We start from the raw sequence: 26,731 nt of genomic DNA, 5'->3' as shown, positions 1-26,731 counted from the left end.
TTTCCTCTACCAGTCCCGCCAGCTGCCGGGAACCTGATTGACTATCTGGAAAGAGGCTCCGTTCGAAATATTACTCAGTACGCTAGCATCAAACTTCGCATCATAAGTGCCATTAGAGTTACCCAACTGATAATTGGATACCATGGCACCATGTACTATGGCCCCCCCGGTCAGCTTCACATCCGTGCCAGCCGCGGCCGGGTTGGACGAGTAGGCAAAGACCAGACCGTACAATACGGTGTTGCCATTTACCGCCAGATTGCCGTTGCGCACGATCAGGATCACGGGGGCAGCCTCGGAGCCGACGTTGGCTGAAGGCTTGCAGTCGCCATCCACTATGATGAGCCCGGTAGAGGCAGGGCCGAGGGAGCTGCAATCGGTCAACCGCTGGGTGGCCCTGGCCTCCAGATTGGTCCACCCGGCAGCATCATCCTTTTCATTGAACAGATACCAGACCAGATCGGTCGGAAAGGCGGCATCGTTGTCCTTGATGTCTGACTGCTTGTCACCTTTCTGGCTGATATTGGCCGAACAGCCACCGCTGTAATCCCCCTGATGACAAGTTTGCCCCGTACCCGTAATGAGGTCGACGTTGCCACTGGTCCAGACCGACAGGGGTACCCCCAACCCACCACCATTAGGGTTGGCCACTATGGTGAAATTGCCTCCCACTGCCATGCCGCCGGCAACGGTCAAGGGGGCCGCAGGCGACCCAGCCAACACGCTGAAGCGAACTACCTTGGTCTCTACTGCTGCCTGCGCCTGATCATTGCTCAGCGTCGCCTGGGAGCGCACCCGGATCGGGGTCACCACCACGGACCCTACGGTAATGGCTGTGTCATCCACAGACGAGAGCGTGTAACTGCCCGTGGTCAGCGTGGTCGTCGCCAAACTGGTGCGCCAACCCGGATCTAGCGTCAACCGCCCCAATCCATCCGCCATGCCCTGCTCTGCCATCGCCATGGCTTGACGATAGAGCACTTCATTGAGGGTCACGCGGCGATCGGCCACCAGCATCTTGCCGACCAGCAGTGATATGCCCAACAAGATCAGCACCAGCAGCAACGTGATGGTGAAGGTGGTAAAACCCGACTGGCGACTCATATCAGTACCCATCATTACGCAGTTTGATGTCCCGCTGCAGATTCAGGGTCAGTGCGGGCGCAGACTTGAAGCGACCGTTCATCACCAACTGCAGTGCCCGCGCCCCGCTGACCTGGCTGCTCGGCAGCAATCTGAGGGTCATGGCGGTTATCTCTATGGTGTCATCGGTAGAAACAAGGCTTCCGTTGCCACATGTCGTCGTGCCAGCCCCCTGCTTGATCCCCTTGTCAGCACTGCTGTAGCTGTAGATCCGGGCGTCATCCGTGTTCAGTACACCGTTCTCATCATTGTCATAGCGCACCCTGATACAGGTGTAGAGGCCGGAACCCGTCGCCGTTTCACTCATCAGATCCGTTGCCGCATCAAAGTAGAAACTGGAGCGGCTGCCAGAGGGGGCTCCAAGAAACTGGGTGGCACTCGCGTCATAGCCCGCCCGCTGGATATCGCGCGCTATCATGTCCGTCAGCAGCTGGATCTCCTGATTCAGGCGACTGGTCTGCACGGCGGTATGATTGGCCTTGAGGATGGTGGCAAACAGCGAGGTGACGGCCGCGACCAGCAGCAGCCCGGCCACCATGGCGACCATCAGTTCGACCAGGTTGAAGCCATGGGCCCTCAATCGCATGCCACCTCCCCGACCAGGCTGCTGACGGCACAGGTGCGTACCCGTCCGAGGTTGTTGGTCACCACCTTCATGCTGGCAACGGATGAAGTAACCGTGATGCTGCCGCTGGGCAGGGTGCCGCGACGGGGAGAAAACGTGATGGGTCGCACCTGGTTCGATGATTCGGTATAGGTCGCAGTCAGGACAATCCCCGGGAACTCGCTGGCATCAGCCCCCTTGCGACCCTCGATACTGGAGCAAGCATCGCCGCAACTGCCGCAAGTCCCGTCGATACTGATGCGATAGCACCAGTTGTTGGTACCACTGTTGAACAGGATCATCTGCAAGTTGCGATTGCGCTTGAGTGCTTCGGACTTGAGCAGCATCACGTCCGTATAGACGGCCTGAGTCGCCGCCTTGACCATCTGGTCCTGGCGCAATGACTGATAACTGGGGATGGCCACGGTCAACAGCAGGGCGACCAGGGCCAGGGCAACCATCAGTTCGATCAGGGTAAAACCGGCGGATCTGCCCTCTGTGCATTCCATTAGCTCAAGACTCCTTTCTTTTTGCTCATGCCAGTAGAGCGTACTGTGAGTACTATCCTATAGTATCAACCTGTTTCACGAACCATGCCGTCCATGAGAATCAAACAATCAGGTATCACACTGCTGGAGTTGATGGTCGTGATCGCCATCGTCGCCATCATTGCCTCTGTCGCCTACCCCAGCTTCACCGATGGTTTGCGCAAATCCCGCCGGGCAGAAGCCTTCAAGGGATTGCTCAGCATGCAGCTCAAGCAAGAGGAGTTTCGGGTCTCCAACACCAGCTACAGCGCCACCCCCTCCCAGGTGGGCAACCCTGCCAGCGATTACTACACCTTCACCATCTCAGGGGCGACCGCAACCACCTATACCCTGATCGCCACCACCAAAGGGGCTCAGGTCGGGGACAAGGCCGGCAGCACCGCCTGCGATACCCTGACACTCAACAAGGCCGACACCAAGACCCCTGCCGATTGCTGGTAACAGGCGACCGGTATCGACGTCCTACCAGCACTCCGCCGCCGTCATGGTGGCACCAGATACCCCCTGCTGCCCGCCCTGATCCAGGGTCAGCAGGCCGCAGGGGTCACCATTCATGGCTCCGGTTGGAATTGCCGTCAGTGTATAACGCCCCCCGCTGGCATTGAGCGCCAGGTTGTAATAAGCCCCGCCCCCCTCCTTTGGCAGGGTCGCCAGTCCGGCAGAGGCCAGATTCCCGCCATCATAGTTGCCCTCCGCGGTAAACTGCCGCTCCAGATATTGCGCGGCCTCCAGCAGGGCCGCCTTGGCTTCGGCCCGTTTGGCCGAGGCTATGTAGTTGTTGTAACTGGGGTAGGCGATCACGGTCAGGATGGCCATCACGGCCACCACAATCATCAACTCCATCAGGGAAAATCCACGTTCCATGCCAGCCTCTAGTCCAGTTGCAACCAGGATTGACGACCACCCAGATCGCCCGCCCCCTCTTCCAGCGTGACCGATATGTTGCCACTGGACCCGCTGATGTATTTACGCTCCATGTCCGCATCCTCCACCACGCTCGGGGTCGTGGTGAGTTCGTCAAATTGCTTGCCACTGACCGGCACCTTGACGTCATTGCCGGCATCATCCTTGATTCCCACATAGTCATCATCGTTGACGGCACCGTCACCATTGACGTCAAACACCGAATAGGTCAAGCGGGCCCCCGACACGGGATCCAGCTCCATCAACCAGGAACGGCCACCGAAGTCACACGCATCTGCCGAGGGGATCAGGGTGTTGAAGATCAGCCGCTTGTTCCGAAACAGCATCTCTGATACGGCGCGCTCCCCTACCCCCTTGCTCAGCCCGGGTGACTTCAAGATCAGGTACCACCCCTTCTGGCTGGTGTAGTTGACCGCCTTGCTGGACACCACCCGCACGTTGAACTTGATGGAGGTGCCATTGGCCGGATACTCGTGGGTGATGCTCTGTTGCAACAACTGGCTGCTGCTCACCCCTGCCCCCGTGTCCCAGATGCCATAGACGGCCTCCAGCCTCGGAGTTGCAGGCAACAGCTTGTCATCGTTGGTGAAATAGCTCCCCGTCCCTATCAGCACCATGATACCCCCCTTGGGATGGCGGATCGCCAATGGCCGCATGGTGATGGGTTGGCGCGTACTGGCCGAGCAGGTGTCATTGCAGGCCTGGAACAGCGGCTTTGGCTTGTTGCCGGTCTTGAAAGCACTGCCCCACTGGGCGCTGTTGTTGTCCGTCAGATCGAACTTCCACAGGTTGCCCTGCAGATCACCGGCATACACATAGTCAGCCACCCGATCACCATCCTCATCCACCGGCAAGGGGGAGGAGAGACCATTGGGCTCGCTGGCAGACCCCACCTGGGTATCCAGCTCCCTGATCATGGCGCCGGTTGCCAGATCCAGCACAAACAGACGCGCCGTCTGGCTGGTACTGTTGTAGCCATTGGCCACCAGCGCCACCCACTTGCTGCCGGACTTGACCCTGACCAGGGTCGGCGCCGCCAGTGCAACCCCCATCTCGGTGTTGGTGAACTCCCACAGCATCTTGTCGGCGCTGAAATTGTCCGGCGCCGTCACGTCGATGGCAAATACCGCCTTGCCACCGGCCCCCGTCGACCCCAGCAGAACCGTCTGCCAGCTACTGCCCAGGTAGGCATCACCGACCTTGGGCGTCCCATCCACATAGTAGCGATGGCTGTAATCAGGCTTGGTCAACAGGCTCAGTTCCCCCAGCAGGCTAGCGGGAATGTATGCCAGCTTCTCGACCCCGTTGGCGACGCGAAACCCATGCAACATGCCATCATTGGCCCCCACATAGAGCATGGGTGTACGGCGACTGATCGCCGGCGAGCCGAGGAATGTCTGGTAGCTGTCACGCTCTGTCTGGTTCAGCCCGGTAGCACTGGCATAGCCGTAATCCCGGACGCCGACATAGACGGGATCCGAGTTGATGATGTCCCCCAGCAGATCGCTGCGACTGCGAAACAGGCCGCCATTGCTCTGTTCACGGCTACGATCACCGCGCAGATAGGCGACCCGGCTCTCCCCCTGGTTGTCACCGGAAATGTTGAACAGGGCACGGTTGGTGTTATCAAGATCGGCCCAGGTAAAAGGGATGCCGACCCCGTTTTGCCGAGTGAAAATAGTGCGGGCCGAATGAGCCGGGATCAGGGTCGCCGCATCCCAGGCCATAGTGCCCAGTGAGCCATCGCTGTTGAGCGGAATGGAAACCAGTTGTCCCGACCAGTCCCCGCTGTTGTAACGTGCCTGATAAATGTGGGTATTGCTGTCCAGCCGAGTCGCGTTGGCGGTCACCGAACTGGCGGAGCTGTTGCGGGCCGCGATCTGGGCCAGGGTACTGCTCAGGGCTGCGGCAAAGGTATCTGGGTCGGCCGCACTGAAGAAGCTGCCCTTGCTGTTGAGCGCCGCATGCCAGAGATCATCGATCTTGTACTCCGGAATGTAGGTCGGGTTTTTGTACTCCTTGTCATCCGGATCATGGGGATTGGGCCAGCTGCTCGGGGTGCCGCTGGCCGGATTGAGTGAGCCATTCACCCCCAGCCCGACGGTAAAATTGACCAGATGCTGCCAGTTGGCAGGATCCACGGTGCTAGTTGGTACCTTGTCGGCCAGATCGGTACGCAGATCCGTCTTCCAATACCGGTAGGCTACGTCGGCCAGGGTATTGCTGTAACCGTCCTTGTCCTGATCCCCCACCGAAGGGGTGTCTCCGTTCCAGTAGCCGTCCGTCATCAGGATGTTGTAACTCTGGCGGCAGGTGAGGTGCGGCAGTGTGCTGCCCGCACTGGCGGCCCAGGGGCCTTTGTTGTCGGTACGGGAGAAGTACTCCCCCACATCCTTCAGACTGGTGCGCAGCGGTGTGCCGGACGCAGGAATGTCGCGGCTGTAGAGGTCGCTGAAAAATGCACTGCGATCGGTGCCGGAGAAGGGGGCCACACCACGGATCACGCTGCCACTGGCGTTGATGGTGGCAAAGCCGACCCGGATGGCCTGCCCCTGACTGGCAAAGGCCCGCCCAACCCCGGCCCGGGCCGCCAGGATCCTGGAGCGGTAGTAGGTATACCAGTTGGCGAAGTTCTGGATCTCCTCGTCATAGGTGCAGACGGGTGCACTCTTGCAGTCGCTGCGGTTGGGGCGTCCGCCATAGGTGCTGCCCGACTTGATCTCGACCCGGGTGTAGCTGCCCACCTTCTTCACATCGCCACTGCCCTTGTAGGCAAAGTAGACGGCGGGCCAGAACGTCTCGTCATCGTTGTAGTCGCTGGAGGAGAATCCGGTGTAGTAACGCAGCGATCTCGATCGGTTGTTCTTGGTCAGGTCACGGCAACCGGCTGCCGTATTGAAGGGATTGTGCGGCGCACAGCTGATGCTGGCATTCGCCATCAGGGTGCCATCCGCCTTGGCCCAGGGGCGGTAGCTCTGCAGCGGGTTGTAGTAGAGCTTGTTGTTGTTGCTCGAGCGGGTATAGGCGTTGCGGTTGTTGTTGCTGGTGAAGGTGACGGTCCGGTTGTCATAATCCTCGCTGCCATACACGTTGTCGACGCGGGGATAGACGTAGCGGGCACTGTTCTCGATCAGTCCCTCCGGCATCAGCTCGAAGTGCATGGAGCCGGAGTCATCGAGGCTGAACATGATGTTGGGCTCGGCCCGGGTGCCGAGATAGAGGGGAACCTGGGCAATATCGAGCGCGGCCTGCACCGACGAGCAGAGCAGCAGGACCGAGAGTCCGTAGCCAGATGTGCGCACGGGTTGCCCTCCTAGCGGCTGTAGGTCGATTGCAACAGCACCCGGCTCTCATCCGAGAGACCGAATCCCCTTGCCGTGATGCGATAGAGGCGACGCTCGCCTATGGGTTCGTCGACCGCCAGACTCTCGTTGCCAGCCTGGGTGTAGGGCAGTCGCTCGATGAAGTACTCGGGCGCGCGCCCCGCGAGACCGCTGTTGGCATAGGTACGCCAGGCCGTGGACACAGACGTGGGATCCACCGCCACGGTGACGAACTCGTACAAACCGGCGCTGTTGTCATAGGGACCTGAATTACCGGCTTCCAGATAGCGTTCGGCGGCACGCAAGCCGGCCTCCGCCGCCTGCAACGCCTGCTGCGATTCCTTCTGGTTGCCCGCCATCTTCTCCTGCAACAGTGCGCCCTGCATGCTGGCCATCGCCAGCAGGCTCACCATGGCCAGAAAAATCAGGCTGATCGCCAGTGCCATTCCCTGTTGTCTAGGCATCATGGGTTCCATCCTCATGGCAGCCGGTTGCGCAGGGCGACCGTGGTCTCAGCTACCCAGTACCAGTGATTGTCGCCCGCCTGGAAGGTCGAGCCCGCGAAGCTCAAGGCCTGGGGCGCGGAGACCAGATTGCCCTGAGCGCTGCGCATCAAGAGCTGGACACCAATCCCCAGCACGTTGTCCCAGTTCGGATTGCTGGCGGCGCTCACGTAACGATCCGCCGCCCGATCCCGGTTCTGATCCTCGCCGAAAGTCAGCTGAATATCGGCCACTCCTTCGACCAGCGGCATGCCGGCGGCGAGACCACTCTTGCGATAGAGGGCGTAGGGGGCGGTGGCCGAAGCCCGGGCAATGTAGTAGATCCGGGTCTCCATCCGGCTCAGTATCGAACCGGCACCAAAGCGTTCCTCAACCGGGCTGCTGGCCCCCCCCCAGGAGCTGACAGCATTCCCGGGAACAAACTTGTTGTCATTGGAGTGACCTATGTTGACCTCGGTCCCCGCCCCCACCACCTGAGTTTGGGTGATCTGGAATATCCGGGCCTTCTGACAATCGGATACCATGACGATGTCCCCCTCGCACAGGTCGCTGTAACCCTGCTTGCCGGTGCCGCAGTAGTTCGCCTTGCTGGAGATCTGCTGCACGAACAGCTGGGCAGCGCTGTTATTGCGAGTCACCGGCACCCCGGCCCCGGTCGGTCCCTGGATCAACAAGACGTCACTACCCGATCTGGGCTTGGGCTCGGCCGCGGTGAACAGGGCTGACAAGGCAGCGGGCAGAGTGGCGGTGACATTGTCATAGCCACGCAGATAGACAGTGAAGTTGTAGGGTAGTGCAGTCCCGCCGGTGAGGGTATTGGTGATGTTGACCCCCTGCTTGCTCAAACACCCCTGATAGCCCACCATTCGCAGCTCTTTTTGCAGCAAGTTGACGGCAAACCGGCTGTCTTCCTGCACCCGGGCGATGGCCTCGCCTATCAGATAGGTCTTATGGTTGCCGAGAAAGACCTGAATGATGATACCCACCGTCAGCAGAGACAGCACCAGGGCTATCATGACCTCCACCAGACCGACCCCGCCCTGCCGTCGCAGTGACTGCCGCCCGCTCATAGATCCGTCCTCAGTGTCATGCTGCGCAACGAAGGCTCGGTCGCCAGCCGGCTTGCATCCCACTGAATAGTGATGGTGGCCTGCCCCGCGCTGATCACAATGGCACCATCGCCGCTCGGCAGACCGGTCAGCGCCTGTTTCCAGTACTGCAGATCCAACATGGCCATCGAGCTGCCGGAGACGGCCTCCCCCAGCCCCACGTTGTACTGGCCGAGCAGGGCCGCTCTGCGGTTGGCTCGCATCATGTCGGTGATCATGTAGGCGTATTGGGTCGCCTCGGTACGGGTCAGCGCCGACTGGTTGCTCTTGAGCGCCTGCAGTTGCAGGGTCGCCATGCCGAGGATACCAACCGACAGTACCAGCACGGAGATCAGGATTTCGAGCAGTGACAGCCCTCGTTGACGCTTCATATGCAGCTGGTCTCCTGGATGGAGGGACGGCCGGCGGGAGTGATCATGATGTCCCGTGCCGGCTCGGCGGCGCAGTCAGGTGGTTGCAGGGAAAACACCTGCGTCGCCTGCTGGCGGCCATCGAGAAAGCCGTTACCACTGAAACGCAAGAGCGAAGTATTACTGATCAAAGTGCCTGACCCCATGTCGGGGAAGAGGCGCAGCAGCTCACCGTTATCCAGGGTGCCATTGCCGTTGCTGTCGACCCAGATCTGCCAGCCCGACTCCCAATGATGCTGGGTTAGGTTGCTGGCTGAGGCGGAAAGGGTCACCGCCGTATTGCGGCGAATGGCTTCGGAGCGGGCAAGGTTGATGGCGGCCACGAAATTGTTGGCCTGGGTGGTCAGCGTGATGTTGCGCAATACCGTACTTAGAGAAGGGATTCCCAGGGTCAGCAGAATCGATACGATCGCTATGGTGACCATCAGCTCGATAAGACTAAAACCTGAACGCAAAAACATCCTGTTTCGCTCTGATTTTGTTGGGGGCTTGTCTGCTTATCCGTGTGCCATCAAGCCAGATGAGAAGATCATCAGCAGTCTAGACTGCGGCTCTTCGCTTGCAATTCAATCTACTCAAATCTTGGACATACATCATCAATTTTCGCTGGGTTCTGCGGCCCCCGGGTAAACAAGATTCATAAGAATCGTGCATAAAAAAGCCACCTCGCAGGAGGTGGCTCGGGGACTCATCATCTCATCCCGACCAACAGGATGCGGATCAAAGGATCCGCAGCTCGGGCGGTACTTCAAACACCACGTTCTCTTCACGACCTGGATGCTCGACGACCATATTGCCACCCAGCTCGCGCAGGCGGGCGATGACGTTCTGCACAAGCACGTCCGGTGCGGAGGCCCCTGCAGTGACGCCGATCGCCTTGACTCCCTCCAGCCAGCCGGTTTCGATCATGGAAGCATCGTCGATAAGATAGGCTTTGCTGCCCACCTTCTCGGCCAGCTCGCGCAGGCGGTTGGAGTTGGAAGAGTTGCGTGACCCGACCACCAGCATGACGTCTACCAGCCCCGCCATCTCCCGCACCGCATCCTGGCGGTTCTGAGTGGCGTAGCAGATGTCGTCCTTGCGTGGCCCCTGGATCTTGGGGAACTGCTTGCGCAGGGCGTCGATCACATCCGAGGTCTCATCGACACTCAGGGTGGTCTGGGTGACAAAGCAGAGATCATCCGGATTCTTCACCTTGAGCCTGGCAACATCGTCAGGCGTTTCCACCAGATACATGCCACCTTCGCGGTTTTCGTACTGGCCCATGGTGCCGATCACCTCGGGGTGACCCGCGTGACCAATGAGCACGGCTTCGGAGCCCTTGCGGCTGGCACGATGGACTTCCATGTGTACCTTGGTCACCAGCGGACAGGTGGCATCGAACACCTTGAGGGCACGGGACTTGGCCATTTCGCGCACCGTCTTGGCCACGCCGTGAGCGGAGAAGATGACGATACTGTCGTCCGGCACCTCGTCCAGCTCCTCGACGAACACGGCCCCCGCCTCTTTCAGCTTGTTCACCACATAACGGTTGTGCACCACTTCATGGCGGACATAGATGGGTGCCCCGAACTTCTCAAGCGCGCTCTCGACAATGCTGATGGCGCGATCAACACCGGCACAAAAGCCACGAGGATTAGCCAGCAGTATATCCATCAGTACACCTCACTCATGCCTATGGCGCGATCGACATCAACACGACAGAAACCGCGAGGATTAGCGAGCAAAATATCCATCAGATCACCTTTTCCTCGTCATCAACGCCCAGGATCTCCACCTCGAAGGTGACGGTATGGCCGGCCAGGGGGTGGTTGAAATCGACCGTCACCGACATGCCTTCCACCGCCCGTATGATACCGGGCAGTTCGCTGCCATTGGGTTGGTCGAACAGAATGATGGTACCGATCTTGGGCTCCACATCGGCGCCGAACTTGGCTCTGTCCAGATGATAGATGTTGTCGGGATTGGAGAGGCCAAACGCCTGCTCAGGGGCCAATGTGAAGCTCTTGCTCTCCCCTGTACGCAACCCCAGCAGACACTGCTCGAAGCTGGCTGTCAGGCTGCCATCTCCCATCCGCAGGCGTGCCGGTTTGCCTTGCAGCGCAGTGCTGTCAGCAACTGAACCATCTTCCAGCTTGATGGCAAAGTGGAACAGCACACTGCTGTCAGCGGCTATCTGCTGGCTCATGGCGCCTCCTTCTTCTTTTCGGAGCGGAAGCCTTCCAGCACTATCATGACTGCACCGATGAAGATGAAGCTGTCGGCCAGGTTGAACGCCGGCCAATGGGAACGCTGCCAGTAGAAATCGAGGAAATCGACCACATGGCCCAGTACCAGTCGATCAAACACGTTGCCAAGGGCACCGCCGATGATGAGCGAATAGGCGATACCGCTCCAGCGTTGGGTGACGGATTGCTTGCGCAACCAGTGGATCAGCAAACCACAGATGGCGAACGCCAGCACGGCGAAGAACCAGCGCTGCCAGCCACCTTGATCGGCCAGGAAGCTGAATGCCGCCCCCTTGTTGTAAACGTGGACCAGATTGAAAAAGGGGGTGATCTCCACCCCCGGGTAGCCAAATGGCAGCATCTTGACCACAGCGAGCTTGCTCGCCTGGTCCAGTACGAATGCCAGCACCGCCAGCCACAGCCAACGCAGGCCGCTTTTATGTTGAGTCATCTTCATCAGGCAAATTGACGTGTTTCGCCGTCACCCTCGACGTTGGTGACGCAGCGGCCACAGATCTCTTCGTGACCGGCAATGGTGCCAACGTCTTCCACATGATGCCAGCAGCGGTCGCACTTGGCGGCGGCGGACTGGGCCACGCTCAGCCAGAGGTCAGCACGCTCGGTCGCAACGGAACCTTCCGGTGCGCTGTCAGCAGTGACGACCTTGGCCTTGGAGGTGAGCAGCACGAAGCGCAGCTCATCGGCCAGGGCATTCAGGCGCTCAGCCAACTCCGGCTTGGCGAACAGGGTCAGTTCGGCCTGCAGGGAGCCGCCGATGCGTTTCTCGCCCCGGGCCGCTTCCAGCGCCTTGTTCACTTCACCGCGCACTGTGAGGATCTCGGCCCAGAAGGCATCGTCCATCTGCTCGCCGGCATCCAGCCCGAACAGGCCGTCATACCACTCCTCGGTGAACACGAACTCGCTACGCTCACCGGGCAGCAGGGCCCAGATTTCATCAGCGGTAAAGCTCATGATGGGCGCCATCCAGCGCACCATGGCCTGGGCGATATGATAGAGCGCAGTCTGGCAGGAACGACGAGCCAGGCTGTCTGCCTTGGCGGTGTACTGCCTGTCCTTGATGACGTCCAGATAGAATGAACCCATCTCGATGGAGCAGAACTGCATCAGCTTCTGGGTCACGCCGTGGAAGTTGTACTCTTCAAAGGCCGTCACTATCTCGGCTTGCGCTGCCTTGGCACGACCCACTGCCCAGCGATCTACCACCACCATGTCGGCGGCAGCCACCATGTCGGTTGCCGGATTGAAACCATTCAGGTTGGCCAGCAGGAAGCGGGCTGTGTTGCGAATGCGGCGATAAGCATCGGCAGAGCGCTTGAGGATCTCGTCGGAGACCGTCATCTCGCCGGTGTAATCGGTACTGGCGACCCACAGACGCAGTATGTCGGCACCCAGCTTGTTCATCACATCCTGCGGGCTGACCACGTTGCCGATGGACTTGGACATCTTGCGACCCTGACCATCCACGGTGAAGCCGTGAGTCAGCACCTGGTTGTAGGGAGCCTTGTCTTTCATGGCCACGCCGATCATGAGCGACGACATGAACCAGCCACGGTGCTGGTCAGAACCTTCCAGATAGAGGTCGGCGGAGTGACCGTTGAACTCGGGACGAGCATCTACCACTGAGGAGTGGGTTGAGCCTGAGTCAAACCAGACGTCCAGGGTGTCAGGCACCTTGTCGTACATGTCTGCGTCGCTGCCCAGCAGCTCGGCCTTGTCCAGATCCCACCAGGCCTGGATGCCGGACTGCTCGACACGCTTGGCGACTTCGTGCATCAGACGCACGGATTCCGGGTGAAGTTGCTGGGTCTCCTTGTGAACGAACAGGGAGATGGGCACACCCCAGGTACGCTGACGAGAGATGCACCAGTCAGGACGGTTCTCGACCATGGCCTGAATGCGGTTCTTGCCCCAGGCAGGTACCCAGCCGCTCTGTCCGTGCTGGGTGATCCCGTCTTTCTCAATGCGCTCTATCTCTTCCAGCGCGCGCTTGCGCAGACCCTTCTGCTCCATGCTGATGAACCACTGCGGGGTGGCACGGAAGATGATCGGGGTCTTGTGACGCCAGCAGTGCGGGTAGGAGTGGTTGAACACCATGTGGTGCAGCAAGGCGCCGCGCTCGGTCAACACCTCAACCACGGCCGCATTGGCCTTGAACACGTGCTGGCCGGCAAACAGTTCGGTATCCGGCAGGTAAACGCCGTTGCTGCCAACCGGATTGGCCACTTCCAGACCGTACTTCTGACCGACCACAAAGTCTTCCTGACCGTGGCCAGGGGCTGTGTGAACGGCGCCGGTACCGGCATCGAGGGTGACGTGATCACCCAGTACCACAGGCACATCGAAGCTGTAGAAGGGGTGGTTGAAGCGCAGCAGCTCGAGCGCGGCACCCTTGGTGTAACCCAGATTGTGGAACTTCTCGATACCGGCCCTGTCCATCACATCCTTGACCAGCTCGGCGGCCAGGATCAGGCGCTCGGGGTGCTCACCTTCGACTTGCACCAGGGCATAGTCCAGATCGGCGTGCATGGCGATGGCGCGGTTGGCCGGCAGAGTCCAGGGAGTCGTGGTCCAGATCACAGCAGAGATCGGGCCCTTGCCAAGGTGGCCTTCAGGGCAATCAAACTTGGCGGCCACGGTCGCCTCGTCAACGGCCTTGAAGCGCACGTCGATGGAGGGGGAGTTCTTGTCGTAGTACTCCACTTCCGCTTCTGCCAGCGCAGAACCGCAATCGGTACACCAGTGCACCGGCTTGGAGCCTTTGTGCAGGTGGCCATTTTCAACGATCTTGGCCATGGAACGGATGATGTTGGCTTCGGTGCCAAAGTCCATGGTCAGGTAGGGGTGTTCCCAGTCACCCAGCACACCCAGACGGATGAAGTCGGTCTTCTGCGCTTCGATCTGGGTTTTGGCATATTTGCGACACTCGGCGCGGAACTCGGCAGCGGAGACTTTCTCACCCGGCTTGCCAACCATGCCTTCCACTTTCAGCTCTATGGGCAGACCGTGACAATCCCAGCCAGGCACATAGGGAGAATCGAAGCCGGAGAGGCCCTTGGACTTGATGATGACGTCTTTGAGGATCTTGTTGACCGAGTGACCGATGTGAATGCTGCCGTTCGCGTAGGGGGGGCCATCATGCAGAATGAAAGAAGGCTTGCCCGCTTTGGCGCGGCGAATGGCGCCGTAAAGATCCTGATCGTACCAACGTTTCAGCATGTTGGGTTCGCGTTTGGCCAGATCGCCACGCATCGGAAACTCGGTTTCCGGAAGATTCAGGGTGTGTTTATAGTCGCTCATCAGTCCTGGGTTCCCTTCTTTTCTAAAAGAGTGCTGGGTAAATTGAGTAGTGGCAGCCCGAACCAGGCTCGGGCCGCCAAGGCATCTCGTTCGATCTGCTCTTTCAAGGCGGTGAAAGAGGCAAACTTCTGCTCTTCGCGCAGCTTGTGGCGAAGCAGCACCTTGACCTGCTGACCATATAGATCACCAGAAAAATCAAATAGATGTACTTCCAATCTGGCTTGTGTGCCATTCACGGTCGGCCGTACACCCACATTGGCTACGCCGGGGAAGGTCTTGCCGGAACATAACACTTCCACTGCAAACACGCCACCGACCGGGATGACCTGGCGCTTGAGTGCCAGATTGGCGGTGGGGAAACCTATGGTGCGGCCCAGCTTGTCACCGTGGGCCACCCGACCGCTGATGGTATAAGGGCGGCCGAGCATCATCTCCACCTCCGCCATCCGGCCCGCTTTCAGGGCCTCGCGTACGAGTGTGCTGCTGACCCGCTGCCGTTCGAGCTGGAAGCTCTGGGTACTGATCACCTCGAAACCGAAGCGATGGCCCGCCTCCTCCAGCAGGTGGAAGTCCCCTTCCCGCCCCTTGCCGAAGCGAAAATCGTCACCGACCACCAGATAACGCACCCCCAGTTTTTCGACCAGCAGCTGCTCGATGAAGCTGTTGGGGGACTGCTCGGCGAAGCGATGGTTGAAGCGCACGCAGAGCATGCGGTCGATCTGCATGCTCTTGAGCGCTTCGTATTTCTCCCGCAGCCGGCTGAGGCGAGCAGGCGCAGCCGATCCGGCAAACAGTTCCAGTGGCTGGGGCTCGAACAGCATGACGCAGGCTGGCAACTCCAGTTGAACGGCTTTTTCCTGCAAGCGCGCCAACACGGCATGATGACCCTGATGGACCCCATCAAAGTTGCCTATGGTCAATACACATCCCCGGTGACGGGGCTTGATATTGTGAATACCGCGGATAAGCTCCATCAGTGCCTTGTGCGTTGCTGCCATGGAAATCGGCGGATTATATATCAGCCAGCTGGCAGGGTCAGCCCTCATGGCCCGATTTCAGGCATCTTGCCCAGATCCCCTGCCCGCCGAGGCAATCCTGTATGGTGCAGCAGGGTCAGTCCTGCTGCTGACCCGATCTCAGGTGTCTTGGCCGAATGCCCAGTACCAGCAGGATGACCCCGTACATTCCCCCTCCCAGGCAGAGCAGCATGGTCAGCTGCAAGCTGGCCTTGCCCATGCTCCAGGCAGCCCACTGGGCGAGATCCGGTGACAGATAGGCAAGCACGCCTCCCATCAGCACGGTCGCCACCAGCAACTTGAGGCAGAACAGCCCGGTATTGCGGGACGGACGGTAAACCCCTTGTTGATACAAGCCCTTGAACAACAGAGCCGCATTCAACGAGCCTGAACAGGCGGTGGATAGCGCCAGCCCCACATAGCCAAGGGGGAAGATGAAGATGAGGTTGCACACCATGTTGGCGATCATGGACATCACCCCGATCCGCACTGGCGTTCTGGTGTCCTGGCGAGCGTAGTAGCCCGGTGCCAGCACCTTGATCAACATCAGCGACAACAGGCCCGTGGTGGAAGCCAGCAGACTGGCACTGGACATGCTCACCTCATGCATGCCGAACTCGCCGCGCATGAAGAGCACTCGCAGTATGGGCTCGCGCAACACGGCTATCCCCACCATGGCCGGCAGGCCGAGCAGCATCACCATCCGTACCCCCCAGTCCATGGTGCGAGAGAAGTCGGCCGGGTCCGCATCCACATGCTTCTTGGCCAACGCAGGCAAGATAACGGTACTGATGGCCACCGCAAACAGGCCGAGGGGGAACTCCAGCAGGCGATCCGAGTAATAGAGATAGCTGATGGCGCCGGTGGCAAGGAAGGATGCGAGCATGGTGTTGATCAGCAGGTTGATCTGACTGACCGACACCCCGAACAGCGCCGGGATCATCAAGGTGCGGATCTTGACCACCCCAGGGTGGCGCCAACCCCACTTGGGCCACACCAGCATGTTGATCTGGCGCAGAAAGGGATACTGGAACAGGAACTGCACCAAACCACCCAGAAAGACACCGATCGCGAGAGCAATCTCGGGTCTCTCCAGCAGGGGGGCTATCCACCAGGCCGCCCCTATCATGGTGAGGTTGAGAAACACAGGGGTGAACGAGGATACCGCGAAACGGCCAAAGGTGTTGAGGATGGCCCCTGCCATGGCGGTAAAAGTGATGAACCAGAGGTAGGGAAAGGTGATTTTGAGCATCAGGCTGGCCAGTTCGAATTTCTCGGCAGCGGGCCCGCCGTGCAACCAGTCCCAGAACCAGCCCCAGCCGAACAGCGCCGTCAACACGCCGGAACCCAACACACCCAGCAGGGTCACGACGGTCACTATCCCCCCCAGAGTACCCGCTACCGCGGCCAGCAATTCGCGCACTTCACGCTCGTCGCCATTTTTCTTGTACTCCGTCATCACGGGAACAAAAGCCTGGTTGAAAGCACCTTCGGCGAACAAACGACGCAAAAAGTTGGGAATGCGATTGGCAAAGAAGAAGACGTCTGCGGCTACCCCGGCACCAAGCAGATTGGCGATGACTACATCGCGAACCAAGCCCATCACACGGGACACCAGCGTCATTCCGGACACTATCATGCCGGATTTGATCAATTTCTTACTCAAGACGAGGCCTCTGGAACTGTCAGAATGAAAAGAATGCTGCTAGAATCGGCCGACAGTTTAACCGCCTCCCAACTGACACACCACCGGGGGGCGGTGTTTATTTGCACAAATCATTTGACAATATGTGGTTGAGAAGGCATATTTCCGGGCCTTTTCAATACACTCGCTAAGACAGTTTTAGGAGTTTTACCTTGGCTAATATCAAATCTGCTAAGAAGCGCGCGATTCAATCAGAGAAACGTCGTCAACACAACGCCAGCCGTCGTTCAATGACCCGTACCTATCTGAAGAAAGTAATTGCTGCCATCGCTTCTGGCGACAAAGCTGCTGCCGTTGCTGCTTTTGCTACCGCTCAGCCGATCATGGATCGCATGGCTACCAAAGGCCTGATCCACAAGAACAAAGCTGCTCGTCACAAGAGCCGCCTGTCTGCCCAGATCAAAGCTATGGCTTAATCAGCTCCGGCTGAATAACGCTAAAAAAACCGGCCTTAGTGCCGGTTTTTTATTTATCTGCGCTGCAGTACAGTCTGTGCAGCAAGCCTATCATCTCGCGCACCTCGTGGCTGCGCAGCGAATAGTAGACCGTCTGGGCCTCTTTTCGCGTCTCCACCAACTCATCCCGCCGAAGCACGGCCAAGTGCTGTGACAGGGCTGACTGGCTCAATCCGAGTACCTCGTTAAGCTCCCCTACAGACAGTTCCCTGTCCAGCAGCTGGCACAGAATAAACAGTCTTCGCTCGTTGGCCAGCGCCTTGAGCAGTGCCACAGCACGACTCGCATTCGCCTCCATCTCTTCCAGTTGCATCTCATCCCCTTTCGCTCGAGGCAAGAATCATACTCTGTGAGCCGTCGATTTAAAATGACAGGGTTGCCGGTTGAATCGTGGCAAAGTCCTCCTGACCTGCAAACAGGAAGGAGAAGTCACTCTCGCACACCCGTTTTACCGCCGGATGCTGGATCATGCGCTCGGCAAAGATGACGTAATACTCTTCCATCAGATCCTGGGTCTCCCCAATCAGCATCACCTCTTCCCCTTCCAGAATCTCTTCCCGGTAGATGGTTGGCGCCATAAAGATACCCTGATTGAAGAAGCCGAACGCCTTCATCAGGGCCGCATCATCGAACTCGCCGAGAATGCTGGGGGAGATCCCCTGCTGCTCGAACCACTGGGTTAACTGGCGACCCATGGCGGTGCGGCGACCCGGGATCAGCAACTTGCGCTCCTCCAGACAGGCCGGAAAGGCTTTCTCAGGCAAAGGCGCCTTGCAGAAGAAGCTGACGCCACAACCGCCGAGTCGCTTGGAGAGCAGGCCAGCATGCTGGCTGGAATCAACCGGACAGTCGGAGAGGATCATGTCGAGCTTGTGCTCGCTCAGCTGCTCCAGCAAGAGCTCATGGGTTGATTCGAAGCAGCGCAGGTGGATGGAGCCATCGTTGGGAATGACAGAAAGCAATACCCGGCTGGCGAGGCGCTTGGAGAGTGCATCGGCGATGCCGACGTCAAACAGGATCTGACTCTCCTTGCGGTAGTTGACGATATCCAGCATCTCGTAGGAGAGGCTGAACATCTTGTCGGCGTAACGAAATACCAGTTGACCGAGCTCAGTGGCTTCAAGAGATCGCCCCTTGCGCATCAGCAGCTTGCCGCCAAGACGTTGCTCCAGCAGCTTGATCTGACCGGTCACTGTCTGTGGTGTCAAAAAAAGGGCTTCCGCCGCCTGGGTGACAGAGCCCTTCTTCTGAGTCATCCAAAAATAGTAGAGGTGATTGTAGTTAAGGTGTGACATCCGATGGGGTTCCCGCAGTACGCGGACTCCGGTAGCAGCTGAGTTCAGCCGCCAGAATGTCATACATGTCGCTGATCGAGTCAACCTTGTTTGCAGTGAAGTTCGCCTGCAATGTGCTTTTGAGATGGGCCTTGTCCGGCATCCGCTCACCGCAATAACGCTTGTTGGACTGCTTGACCATCTCACCAGCCCGGCTGCTCAGCGCCCGCTCGGCGAAGGTCTCACCAAACTTGGCCTTGGCCTGCTTGTCTCCCAACATGAGCGCGCTGTCGACCACACCGTTCAAATAGGCAGAGCAGCTCGCCGATACTGCATCTTGCTTGCAATCCTCCAGACTGCCGGCCCAAACAGCCGGACTCATCAGTATCATTAACCACCCATATTTTCTCATAACCCCTCCGTGCTTTGATCCGCTTCCCGGTTGGGAAGCGACATCCGCAAGGCGAGATAACCGACGACTGCCGCCAGCGTGGACCCCACCAGGATCCCGAGACGTGAATAGCTGCCGTAATCCAATCCGCCATGCTCGAACGCCAGCGATGCAATGAACATCGACATGGTAAAACCGATACCACACAAAATGCTGACGGCAAAAATCTGCTTGAAGTTGACCCCGCTCGGCAATTGAGCAATGCCCAGTTTGACCGACAGCCAGCTGATGGTGAATACCCCAAGCGGTTTGCCCACAAACAACCCGAGCATGATACCCATTGGAACCGGACTCAGCAGGGAGGACAAACCGATTCCATCAAGGGAGACCCCGGCGTTGGCAAAGGCAAACAGCGGCAGGATCAAATAAGCACTCCAGGGATGCAAAGCATGCTCCAGATGCTTGAGCGGTGAGGCATAACGCTTGCCGTTGAGCGGGATCATGAAGCCCACAACCACGCCAGCCAGGGTCGCATGAACGCCAGACTTGAGCACCGCAACCCAGAGCACCAATCCAACCAGCATGTAGAGGCCAATCCTGTCCTCGCCACGACGATTCATCCACAGCAGAGTCAGGGTCGCAAGAATGCCAACTGCCAGTGCCTCCAGCGACAGCTGCTGGGTATAAAAGAGCGCTATGATGATGATGACCCCAAGGTCGTCCATGATGGCCAGAGCCAGCAGGAACACCTTCAGACTGACCGGAACCCGCTTGCCCAACAATGCCATCACGCCGAGAGCAAACGCGATATCGGTCGCAGCCGGAATAGCCCAACCGGCACGTGCAGCTTCATCCGAGTAGTTGAAAAAGGTGTAAATGAGTGCCGGTGCCAGCATGCCCCCGACTGCAGCGATGGCAGGGAAAGTCGCCTGCACGCGGGAAGATAGTGCTCCTTCCAGCATCTCCCGCTTGACCTCAAGCCCGACCAACAGGAAGAAGATGGCCATGAAACCGTCGTTGATCCAGAGCAGCAGCGGCTTGTTGATATCGAGAGCCGCGATTCGCACCTGTACCGGTGTATCCAGGAACGCCTGATACCCACTCGCCAGACCCGAGTTGGCCAGTATCATCGCCAGCACGGCCGCCATGATCAGAATGATTCCGGAGGCGGCCTCCAGCTTAAGAAATTTTTTGAATACATCACTCATGGTTAAATTATCCTCGGCATTGCTTTGATTTGAGTCTATATCCCATAACAATTAATGGAAAATCGTTTCTTACTGCTAAATACAACGGGAAAACCGAGAATAGAATAGAGGGTCATCTGCGATTGGCCAGCTCTCGCCGTCCTCTGTACGACAACGGCTCAACCGATGAAATGAATTTCAAATTGTATTGATATATGAAAAAGGCGCCCCGGGGCGCCTTTCGATCAGATGGCGACGGGCGCCTTGATACCTGGATGAGGGTCATACCCCAGGATTTCGAAATCCTCGAACCGATAGTCGAAGATGGAATCGGGCTTTCGCTTGATCGCCAGCTGAGGCAAGGGCCTCGGCTCACGAGAGAGCTGCAGCGCAGTCTGCTCCATATGGTTGGAGTAGAGGTGCACATCACCCCCGGTCCAGACGAAGTCGCCCACTTCCAAGTCACACTGCTGAGCCATCATGTGAGTTAGCAGAGCATAGCTGGCGATATTGAACGGCAGGCCGAGGAAGACATCACAGCTACGCTGGTAGAGCTGACACGAGAGCTTGCCATCCGCCACGTAGAACTGGAAGAAGGCGTGGCAGGGAGCCAGCGCCATTTTGTCCAGTTCACCCACGTTCCAGGCTGAGACTATGATGCGGCGCGAATCCGGATTGTGCTTGATGTCATCTACAGCCCGCTGGATCTGATCGATGACAGCACCATCGGCCGCCGGCCAGGAGCGCCACTGTGCGCCATAAACCGGGCCCAGATCGCCATTTTCGTCGGCCCACTCATCCCAGATGCTGACACCGTGCTCTTTCAGATAGGCGGTATTGGTGTCGCCATTGAGGAACCAGAGCAGCTCGTGAATGATGGAACGCAGGTGACATTTCTTGGTGGTGACCAGCGGGAAACCCTGCGCCAGATTGAAGCGCATCTGATGGCCGAACAGGGAGACGGTACCAGTGCCAGTCCTATCGGACTTGACGGTGCCCTCATCCAGGATCTTCTGCATCAGGTCGAGATAAACCCTCATTGCTTGACCTCCTTCCCGGCATTACCGAACAACTGCGGACGCTTGTAAGCAGCCCAGACCATCAGAGCTCCGGCGACGATCATGGGCATAGACAGGATTTGGCCCATGCTGATCTCCTGGAAATAGAGACCAAGCTGGCTGTCCGGTTGGCGTACAAACTCCACCAGGAAGCGGAACAGACCATAACAGAACAGGAACAGGCCGGAGATGGCGCCACGGGGCGGGTTCTTGCGCCAAAAGAGATTCAGGATAATGAAAAGCACCACTCCTTCCAGCGCGAACTGATAGAGCTGGGAAGGATGGCGTGGCTCGGGCCCAGCCTCAGGGAATATGATGGCCCAGGGCACATCGGTCACCCGGCCCCACAGCTCACCATTCAGGAAGTTGCCGACACGGCCCACACCCAGACCAAACGGAATGAGCGGCGCCACAAAATCGGCCACAGTAAAGAAATGACGCTTGGTCTTGTGGGCAAACCAGATCATGGCGGTGATGACACCGATCAGGCCACCGTGGAACGACATGCCACCGGTCCAGATCTTGAACAGGTAGAGGGGATCGGCCAGGAACATGTCGAAGTTGTAAAACAGTACATAACCAACCCGGCCACCGAGGATCACCCCGAGGAAGCCGTAAAACAGCAGGTCAGAGACCTCGTTGCGGGTCCAGCCGCTGTTCGGTGCATCGGCGCGACGTCCCGCCAGCCACATGGCGAAGGCGAAACCAAACAGATACATGAGACCATACCAGCGTACCGATAGTGGCCCCAAACTGAATGCTACAGGATCAACCTGCGAGAAAACCCAATATCCATCGTGCTGCATATGCGGCCCCAGTCATTAGAAAAGCCGCATTTTCCGATCAATCGTCAGCAGGGACAAGGCATGATTATCAATCAGTCTGTTTCGTTTTGTGACCGGCCCGCAGCAAGCCGCCCAAACCGTGCTCTTCCAGATAACGAGCGAACAAGCCACGCAGCACATGGGGATTGTCGTGCTTCAGGCCATCAGCCATCAGCGCAGTCAACTCGCTCAGGGTGGATTGACGCAGCACATACTTGATTCTGGAGATGTTGTGGGTGTTCATACTGAAGCGGCGATACCCCATGGCCAGCAACAGCAGTACGCCAACAGGATCGCCCGCCAGCTCGCCGCACACAGACACAGGTTTCTGGTAACGATGGGATGCATCGACCAGCAGTTGCAGGGCGCGGATCACAGCAGGATGGAAGGCATCGTAGATGTTGGCAACGCGGGCATTGTTGCGATCCACTGCCAGCAGATATTGGGTCAGGTCGTTGCTGCCCACCGACCAGAAGTCGATGAGCGGCGCCATCTCCGGCAGGATATAGAGAGCGGAGGGCACCTCTATCATCACCCCCAGGCTGGGGTAGCGGATCACCGCATCGCGGCTGGCCGCCTCTTCAGATACTTCCCGCCAAGCTTGATCGAGCAGCCGGCGGGAGGCCTTGATTTCACTGACGCTGCTGATCATCGGCAACATGATGGCCAGATTGTCCAGCCCTTCGCTGGCCCGCAGCATGGCCTTGAGCTGTACCAGGAACAGTTCGGGGTGATCCAGCGTGAGCCGGATCCCCCGCCAGCCAAGGAAGGGATTTTCCTCGACGATGGGGAAATAGGGCAGTTGCTTGTCCCCCCCCACGTCCAGAGTCCGCATGCAGACAGGGCGGTTGCGATAGGTTTCCAGAATGCCGCGATAGCGCGCCGTCTGCTCCCACTCGGAGGGGAAGCTGTCTTGCAGCATGAAGGGGATCTCGGTGCGATAAAGCCCGACCCCATCCGCCAGATGATTGAGGGAGATCTCAGTATCGGCACTCAGCCCCGCATTGAGCAGCAATGACACCGGGGTACCGTCGGCAGTTTCCGATGGCTGGTTGTCGACGCTGCGCACCAGGGTATCCAGCGCCCGCTCCTCATTGAGCAGTTGCCGATACTCGGTCAGGATCACCTGATTGGGCTCGATGAAGAGATCGCCGCTGTAGCCATCGACCACCAGCATGCGACCACCTATGTCGCCGAGCGGCAAATCCACCCCCATGATGGCCGCCACCCCCATGGCGCGGGCCAGTATGGCGGCATGGGAGTTGGTACCGCCCTTGAGCGATACCACACCGGTCAGGAACTCTCGCGGCACCTCGGCGAGGATGGTTGCCGTCACCTCGTCGGCAACCAGCACCACAGGCTCGCCGACCGTGATGTGTTCGGGTTCATTCTGCACCAGTCGGCTGATGAGCCGCTGGGCTATGTCCTTCACATCGGTGGATCGCTCCTGCAGATAGGGGTCTTTCATTCCCTTGAACTGCTCGATTAGCCGGTCACTGATGAGCTTCACCGCTGACACGGCCGTCCAGTGCTCTTTGCTGACCTTGTTGCGGATGGGCTTGATGTAACCGGGATCATTGAGCAGATGCAAATAGATGTCGAAGATGGCGACCGAGTCCTGGCTGTAGCTCTCGCGAAAACGCAGGGCCAGACTCTCCAGATCGTGGCGCACCACTTCCACTGCCACGTTCAACCGTTCCAGCTGCTTGGCGTGCTCCTCATCCTTGCGCGGTGTGATGGCGCTGAGTTCCTTGCGAGGCCGCCACACCCAGGCCTTGGCCATGGCGATGCCACTGGCACCGGCGATACCACGCAGTGGCTTGCTCCAGTCGGTTTTCTGCAACCAGCCCTTGGCCTGGGCCTGAGCGATGCGCGCGGCCAGCTGGGCAGCCAGCGTCACCATGAAGGACTCCTCCCCCTCATCGAAACGGCGGCTCTCTTTTTGTTGCACCACCAGAATGCCCACCACCTGGCGCTGGTGCATGATGGGAGCACCAAGGAAGGAGCGGAACGCCTCTTCCGCGACATCCGGCAGGAACTTGAAACTGGGGTGTGAGGGGGCATCGGCCAGGTTGATCAGCTCTTCGCGCTGGCCCACCAGGCCGACGATACCCTGCTCGAACGGCAGGGTTGCCTTGCCCACCGCCGACTCGGCCAGACCATCGGTCGCAGCCAGTCGGTAGCGGCGCATGTCCGGCTCAGACACATAGACGGAACAGCAGTCCACCGTCATGGCCCGCCGGGTCTGGCTGACCAATGCCTGCAAAGCCAACTCCAGAGTGTTGGCTTCGGCCATGCTTTCGACGATGCGTCTGAGATCCGTCAGCAACGAATGTGCTCCTTAGCGAGAGCGGTTGCGCCGCCCATCTTTCCGATTTACTTGCACCACAGGCACTGGCATCGCCAACGGGGCAAACTCCGTCATCACCCGTCGATAGACTTCCCGTTTGAAGGAGACAACCTGGCGTACCGGGTACCAGAAACTGACCCAACGCCAATCATCAAACTCGGGGTGACCATGACAGCCGAACTGGATCCTGGACTCCCTGCCCGGATCCAGCTGTAGCAAGAACCATTTTTGTTTTTGGCCAATACAGACCGGTGAACTGTCCCAACGAACAAGGCGTTTTGGCAAGCGGTACTTCAGCCAGTTGCGACTGGTGGCCATGATGGTCACATCCTCGGGCTTGAGGCCTATCTCCTCATACAGCTCACGATACATGGCCTGTTCTGGCGTCTCACCGTCATCAACTCCTCCCTGCGGAAACTGCCAGGAGTGCTGCCCATAGCGCTTAGCCCACAATACTTGCCCGTCACGGTTACAGATCACGATTCCGACATTGGGACGAAACCCGTCGCCATCTATCACGTGATCACCTTATAAAGGCTGAATCTATAAGGAGATTGTTCCACATTCACTCCGTGGCAGCAAACAAGGACTGCAATCCCCCACGCATGAATAACTTTCAATTTCAAGCCGACTTATAAACAAACCCCAGGATCAAGCCCCGCAAGTTGCCCACCCAGACTGTGCATAAGCCTGTTAGCAAGCGGGTATATACAGTAGTTTTGGTTATCTACTCTAAATTAAGCATCAGCATACAGCATGGTGATAAAAACAAAATATGTATTTAAATACATAGTGTTAAATGAACATGGCTGGATCAAGATCCATGTCTTTCCCCGCCGGAGATCCGGGATCCCGATTGTGAACAAGTTCAACTGTTCAAAGATCCACCACGGTTGATTTATCCACAGGAGCGGCACATTATCTGCCCTGCCATCGCAGCAAAAATCGGTGCAGTTTCACATTTTTTTGTAACAACACCCTGACTATTACCACTTTACGGCAGTTATCCAAGATTTCTGTGGATAACTGTGTGCAACAGCATGAGCAAACCCTTGGACAACTATTTCAACTCGGGATCCTGTGCCGGGAAGATCTGCGCTATAAAGACAAACTCTTTAAAAATCATTATGATAAGTCCTCACCTACAAAACGCCCCCCCCTGTGCAGCCCCCTGCCAGGAACGGTTATAAAAACAGCGATCCTCATCAAGGATCAGACTTGCTAAAATAATTCCCCTTTGCAGGAGTCATTCATGCCCACCAATCCCCAGTCAGAACAGGAACTGCTGGCCCGTGCCGACGCCATAGCTGGCTTCTCGCTGGCACAGCTGGCCACCGATGCAGGCATTGCTGTCCCTCGCGATTTGAGGCGGGACAAGGGCTGGGTCGGTCAACTTATCGAGTGGCAACTCGGGGCCAGCGCAGGCAGCAAGCCGGAGCAGGACTTCCCCGAGCTCGGCATCGAGCTCAAGACGATCCCCATCGATCCTTATGGCAAGCCGCTGGAAACCACCTTCGTTTGCGTAGCACCACTGATCGGCGTCAGCGGTCAGCGCTGGGAAGAGTCGAATGTGCGTAACAAGCTCTCGCGGGTACTCTGGATCCCGGTGGAGGGTAGCCGTGACATCCCCGTAGGAGAGCGCCGGATCGGCATGCCGCTGATGTGGAGCCCGAGTGAAGAGGAAGATAAATTGCTGCGCCAGGACTGGGAAGAGTTGATGGACATGATAGTGCTGGGAGAGGTCGAGCAGATAAGTGCTCGCCATGGTCAGGTGATGCAGTTACGCCCCAAGGCAGCCAACAACAAGGCGCTGACCCGTGCCATCGGCCGCAATGGTCAGCCAATTTTGACACTGCCACGAGGCTTTTACCTCAAGATAGGGTTCACTCATGGCCTGCTGCAACGACACTTTGCCCTGCCCCTTTGATCTCCGTTATAAACATCCTTGTCATAAAGTGATATAAAAATAGCCAGTAGCTATTTCTTCGCAATCAATGACAAGGAGGCGTCATGCCGATCAACAAGCAATTTCTCAAGTCCCGCCCCGAGGTCAAGGTGACCTTCGCGGTGGAAAAAGAGGCTGCAGGTGAAGCTGAGCAGGTATTGCTACTGGGAGAGTTCAGCCAGTGGCAACCCATAGAGCTCAAACGGATGAAGAGCGGGGAGTTCAGGACCACTCTCAACCTGCCCACCGATGGCCCCAGCCATTTCGAATACTGCTATCAGCTGGTGAAACCGAATGGAGAGACGCTCTACGACAACGACTGGGAGGCGGACGACTATGTGCCAGGCCCCTTCGGACGGGACAACTCTGTGGTACGGGTCAATCAGTAAGCTGTGGTCAGAACGCTGGCGTACGGT

At 58.2% G+C, this 26,731-nt stretch carries 27 protein-coding genes; 4 read left to right on the top strand and 23 right to left on the bottom strand.

The window, feature by feature from the left end:
* Positions 1-6 precede the first annotated feature (6 nt).
* From ONZ54_RS03520 to ONZ54_RS03510, 3 genes are read right to left on the bottom strand one after another with little or no spacing between them, the layout of a single operon-like run.
* Complete coding sequence (locus ONZ54_RS03520; RefSeq protein ID WP_059111726.1) at positions 7-1,104, bottom strand: PilX N-terminal domain-containing pilus assembly protein; 1,098 nt, start codon at positions 1,102-1,104, stop codon at positions 7-9.
* 1 nt (position 1,105) lies between these two features.
* On the bottom strand, positions 1,106-1,729 hold the full coding sequence (locus tag ONZ54_RS03515) for a PilW family protein (protein ID WP_271787476.1): 624 nt from the start codon (positions 1,727-1,729) through the stop codon (positions 1,106-1,108).
* Complete coding sequence (locus ONZ54_RS03510) at positions 1,720-2,256, bottom strand: GspH/FimT family pseudopilin (RefSeq protein ID WP_271787475.1); 537 nt, start codon at positions 2,254-2,256, stop codon at positions 1,720-1,722. The genes ONZ54_RS03515 and ONZ54_RS03510 overlap by 10 nt, the downstream gene beginning before the upstream one ends.
* A gap of 93 nt (positions 2,257-2,349) precedes the next feature.
* Between ONZ54_RS03510 and ONZ54_RS03505 the strand changes: the two genes are divergently transcribed.
* Positions 2,350-2,736, top strand: coding sequence for a type IV pilin protein (locus ONZ54_RS03505; protein WP_043135448.1), 387 nt, complete (start codon positions 2,350-2,352; stop codon positions 2,734-2,736).
* A 21-nt stretch (positions 2,737-2,757) separates the two neighbouring features.
* Here the strand turns inward: ONZ54_RS03505 and tppA are convergent, their stop codons facing one another.
* From tppA to murJ, 12 genes are all read right to left on the bottom strand, one after another.
* The gene (gene tppA / locus ONZ54_RS03500; RefSeq protein ID WP_271787474.1) at positions 2,758-3,159 is read right to left on the bottom strand and encodes a type IVa pilus pseudopilin TppA; all 402 of its coding nucleotides are present in this window, start codon (positions 3,157-3,159) and stop codon (positions 2,758-2,760) included.
* 8 nt (positions 3,160-3,167) lie between these two features.
* Complete coding sequence (locus ONZ54_RS03495) at positions 3,168-6,521, bottom strand: pilus assembly protein (RefSeq protein ID WP_271787473.1); 3,354 nt, start codon at positions 6,519-6,521, stop codon at positions 3,168-3,170.
* Positions 6,522-6,532: 11 nt separating this feature from the next.
* Positions 6,533-7,009, bottom strand: a complete 477-nt coding sequence (locus ONZ54_RS03490; RefSeq protein ID WP_111588082.1) for a pilus assembly PilX family protein — start codon at positions 7,007-7,009, stop codon at positions 6,533-6,535.
* An 11-nt stretch (positions 7,010-7,020) separates the two neighbouring features.
* A complete protein-coding gene (locus ONZ54_RS03485; RefSeq protein ID WP_021138585.1) occupies positions 7,021-8,115 on the bottom strand; it encodes a PilW family protein in 1,095 nt (364 codons plus the stop codon).
* Positions 8,112-8,525: a type IV pilus modification protein PilV gene (gene pilV, locus ONZ54_RS03480; RefSeq protein WP_271787472.1), complete on the bottom strand. Its 414-nt coding sequence runs from the start codon at positions 8,523-8,525 to the stop codon at positions 8,112-8,114. Before pilV ends, ONZ54_RS03485 begins: the two co-directional genes overlap by 4 nt.
* Positions 8,522-9,025: a type IVa pilus pseudopilin TppE gene (tppE, locus tag ONZ54_RS03475; protein WP_021138583.1), complete on the bottom strand. Its 504-nt coding sequence runs from the start codon at positions 9,023-9,025 to the stop codon at positions 8,522-8,524. Before tppE ends, pilV begins: the two co-directional genes overlap by 4 nt.
* Before the next feature lie 259 nt (positions 9,026-9,284).
* Positions 9,285-10,220 carry a 4-hydroxy-3-methylbut-2-enyl diphosphate reductase gene (ispH, locus tag ONZ54_RS03470; protein ID WP_059111730.1) on the bottom strand — a complete coding sequence of 312 codons (936 nt, stop codon included), beginning with the start codon at positions 10,218-10,220 and terminating at the stop codon, positions 9,285-9,287.
* Positions 10,221-10,299: 79 nt separating this feature from the next.
* On the bottom strand, positions 10,300-10,752 hold the full coding sequence (gene fkpB / locus ONZ54_RS03465; protein WP_096119709.1) for an FKBP-type peptidyl-prolyl cis-trans isomerase: 453 nt from the start codon (positions 10,750-10,752) through the stop codon (positions 10,300-10,302).
* Positions 10,749-11,249 carry a signal peptidase II gene (lspA, locus tag ONZ54_RS03460; protein ID WP_271787471.1) on the bottom strand — a complete coding sequence of 167 codons (501 nt, stop codon included), beginning with the start codon at positions 11,247-11,249 and terminating at the stop codon, positions 10,749-10,751. The genes fkpB and lspA overlap by 4 nt, the downstream gene beginning before the upstream one ends.
* Positions 11,249-14,110 (bottom strand): isoleucine--tRNA ligase, encoded by a 2,862-nt coding sequence (gene ileS / locus ONZ54_RS03455; protein ID WP_271787470.1) that lies wholly within the window; start codon positions 14,108-14,110, stop codon positions 11,249-11,251. The genes lspA and ileS overlap by 1 nt, the downstream gene beginning before the upstream one ends.
* Positions 14,110-15,084 carry a bifunctional riboflavin kinase/FAD synthetase gene (gene ribF / locus ONZ54_RS03450; protein ID WP_059111817.1) on the bottom strand — a complete coding sequence of 325 codons (975 nt, stop codon included), beginning with the start codon at positions 15,082-15,084 and terminating at the stop codon, positions 14,110-14,112. The genes ileS and ribF overlap by 1 nt, the downstream gene beginning before the upstream one ends.
* 139 nt (positions 15,085-15,223) lie before the next feature.
* Positions 15,224-16,792: a murein biosynthesis integral membrane protein MurJ gene (gene murJ / locus ONZ54_RS03445; RefSeq protein WP_271787469.1), complete on the bottom strand. Its 1,569-nt coding sequence runs from the start codon at positions 16,790-16,792 to the stop codon at positions 15,224-15,226.
* 191 nt (positions 16,793-16,983) lie between these two features.
* Between murJ and rpsT the strand changes: the two genes are divergently transcribed.
* On the top strand, positions 16,984-17,247 hold the full coding sequence (gene rpsT, locus ONZ54_RS03440; RefSeq protein WP_005892298.1) for a 30S ribosomal protein S20: 264 nt from the start codon (positions 16,984-16,986) through the stop codon (positions 17,245-17,247).
* Between the two features lie 49 nt (positions 17,248-17,296).
* On the opposite strand, the gene ONZ54_RS03435 is transcribed toward rpsT, so the two are convergent.
* The 8 genes from ONZ54_RS03435 to rppH form a co-directional block, all read right to left on the bottom strand.
* Positions 17,297-17,599 (bottom strand): ArsR/SmtB family transcription factor, encoded by a 303-nt coding sequence (locus ONZ54_RS03435; RefSeq protein WP_005313481.1) that lies wholly within the window; start codon positions 17,597-17,599, stop codon positions 17,297-17,299.
* Positions 17,600-17,648: 49 nt separating this feature from the next.
* Complete coding sequence (gene nhaR, locus ONZ54_RS03430) at positions 17,649-18,581, bottom strand: transcriptional activator NhaR (protein ID WP_058394939.1); 933 nt, start codon at positions 18,579-18,581, stop codon at positions 17,649-17,651.
* The gene (locus ONZ54_RS03425; RefSeq protein WP_011898350.1) at positions 18,568-18,972 is read right to left on the bottom strand and encodes a hypothetical protein; all 405 of its coding nucleotides are present in this window, start codon (positions 18,970-18,972) and stop codon (positions 18,568-18,570) included. The genes nhaR and ONZ54_RS03425 overlap by 14 nt, the downstream gene beginning before the upstream one ends.
* Positions 18,969-20,159, bottom strand: coding sequence for a Na+/H+ antiporter NhaA (gene nhaA / locus ONZ54_RS03420; protein WP_011898349.1), 1,191 nt, complete (start codon positions 20,157-20,159; stop codon positions 18,969-18,971). The genes ONZ54_RS03425 and nhaA overlap by 4 nt, the downstream gene beginning before the upstream one ends.
* A 224-nt stretch (positions 20,160-20,383) precedes the next feature.
* Positions 20,384-21,178, bottom strand: a complete 795-nt coding sequence (thyA, locus tag ONZ54_RS03415; RefSeq protein WP_131731666.1) for a thymidylate synthase — start codon at positions 21,176-21,178, stop codon at positions 20,384-20,386.
* The gene (gene lgt / locus ONZ54_RS03410; RefSeq protein WP_058394936.1) at positions 21,175-22,002 is read right to left on the bottom strand and encodes a prolipoprotein diacylglyceryl transferase; all 828 of its coding nucleotides are present in this window, start codon (positions 22,000-22,002) and stop codon (positions 21,175-21,177) included. Before lgt ends, thyA begins: the two co-directional genes overlap by 4 nt.
* Positions 22,003-22,069: 67 nt before the next feature.
* A complete protein-coding gene (gene ptsP / locus ONZ54_RS03405) occupies positions 22,070-24,349 on the bottom strand; it encodes a phosphoenolpyruvate--protein phosphotransferase (protein ID WP_059168768.1) in 2,280 nt (759 codons plus the stop codon).
* Between the two features lie 12 nt (positions 24,350-24,361).
* Positions 24,362-24,889: an RNA pyrophosphohydrolase gene (gene rppH / locus ONZ54_RS03400; RefSeq protein ID WP_005313497.1), complete on the bottom strand. Its 528-nt coding sequence runs from the start codon at positions 24,887-24,889 to the stop codon at positions 24,362-24,364.
* Positions 24,890-25,622: 733 nt separating this feature from the next.
* Here rppH and mutH point away from each other — a divergent pair.
* Positions 25,623-26,297 (top strand): DNA mismatch repair endonuclease MutH, encoded by a 675-nt coding sequence (gene mutH / locus ONZ54_RS03395; protein ID WP_087756505.1) that lies wholly within the window; start codon positions 25,623-25,625, stop codon positions 26,295-26,297.
* Between the two features lie 83 nt (positions 26,298-26,380).
* Complete coding sequence (locus ONZ54_RS03390) at positions 26,381-26,704, top strand: isoamylase early set domain-containing protein (protein WP_005313501.1); 324 nt, start codon at positions 26,381-26,383, stop codon at positions 26,702-26,704.
* Positions 26,705-26,731 lie beyond the last annotated feature (27 nt).

It is taken from the genome of Aeromonas salmonicida, assembly GCF_028355655.1.
Classification (GTDB): Bacteria; Pseudomonadota; Gammaproteobacteria; order Enterobacterales; family Aeromonadaceae; genus Aeromonas; species Aeromonas salmonicida.
The sequence above is the reverse complement of the archived record's forward strand: the minus strand, read 5'-3'. Positions and strand labels throughout refer to the sequence as shown.

Coding starts and splice junctions, on each gene's coding strand:
- ONZ54_RS03520 (WP_059111726.1), bottom strand. CDS start 1,104: ATGAGTCGCCAGTCGGGTTTTACCACCTTCACCATCACGTTGCTGCTG.
- ONZ54_RS03515 (WP_271787476.1), bottom strand. CDS start 1,729: ATGCGATTGAGGGCCCATGGCTTCAACCTGGTCGAACTGATGGTCGCC.
- ONZ54_RS03510 (WP_271787475.1), bottom strand. CDS start 2,256: ATGGAATGCACAGAGGGCAGATCCGCCGGTTTTACCCTGATCGAACTG.
- ONZ54_RS03505 (WP_043135448.1), top strand. CDS start 2,350: ATGAGAATCAAACAATCAGGTATCACACTGCTGGAGTTGATGGTCGTG.
- tppA (WP_271787474.1), bottom strand. CDS start 3,159: ATGGAACGTGGATTTTCCCTGATGGAGTTGATGATTGTGGTGGCCGTG.
- ONZ54_RS03490 (WP_111588082.1), bottom strand. CDS start 7,009: ATGATGCCTAGACAACAGGGAATGGCACTGGCGATCAGCCTGATTTTT.
- ONZ54_RS03485 (WP_021138585.1), bottom strand. CDS start 8,115: ATGAGCGGGCGGCAGTCACTGCGACGGCAGGGCGGGGTCGGTCTGGTG.
- pilV (WP_271787472.1), bottom strand. CDS start 8,525: ATGAAGCGTCAACGAGGGCTGTCACTGCTCGAAATCCTGATCTCCGTG.
- tppE (WP_021138583.1), bottom strand. CDS start 9,025: ATGTTTTTGCGTTCAGGTTTTAGTCTTATCGAGCTGATGGTCACCATA.
- ispH (WP_059111730.1), bottom strand. CDS start 10,220: ATGGATATACTGCTGGCTAATCCTCGTGGCTTTTGTGCCGGTGTTGAT.
- fkpB (WP_096119709.1), bottom strand. CDS start 10,752: ATGAGCCAGCAGATAGCCGCTGACAGCAGTGTGCTGTTCCACTTTGCC.
- lspA (WP_271787471.1), bottom strand. CDS start 11,249: ATGAAGATGACTCAACATAAAAGCGGCCTGCGTTGGCTGTGGCTGGCG.
- ileS (WP_271787470.1), bottom strand. CDS start 14,110: ATGAGCGACTATAAACACACCCTGAATCTTCCGGAAACCGAGTTTCCG.
- ribF (WP_059111817.1), bottom strand. CDS start 15,084: ATGGAGCTTATCCGCGGTATTCACAATATCAAGCCCCGTCACCGGGGA.
- ONZ54_RS03435 (WP_005313481.1), bottom strand. CDS start 17,599: ATGCAACTGGAAGAGATGGAGGCGAATGCGAGTCGTGCTGTGGCACTG.
- nhaR (WP_058394939.1), bottom strand. CDS start 18,581: ATGTCACACCTTAACTACAATCACCTCTACTATTTTTGGATGACTCAG.
- ONZ54_RS03425 (WP_011898350.1), bottom strand. CDS start 18,972: ATGAGAAAATATGGGTGGTTAATGATACTGATGAGTCCGGCTGTTTGG.
- nhaA (WP_011898349.1), bottom strand. CDS start 20,159: ATGAGTGATGTATTCAAAAAATTTCTTAAGCTGGAGGCCGCCTCCGGA.
- thyA (WP_131731666.1), bottom strand. CDS start 21,178: ATGAGGGTTTATCTCGACCTGATGCAGAAGATCCTGGATGAGGGCACC.
- lgt (WP_058394936.1), bottom strand. CDS start 22,002: ATGCAGCACGATGGATATTGGGTTTTCTCGCAGGTTGATCCTGTAGCA.
- mutH (WP_087756505.1), top strand. CDS start 25,623: ATGCCCACCAATCCCCAGTCAGAACAGGAACTGCTGGCCCGTGCCGAC.
- ONZ54_RS03390 (WP_005313501.1), top strand. CDS start 26,381: ATGCCGATCAACAAGCAATTTCTCAAGTCCCGCCCCGAGGTCAAGGTG.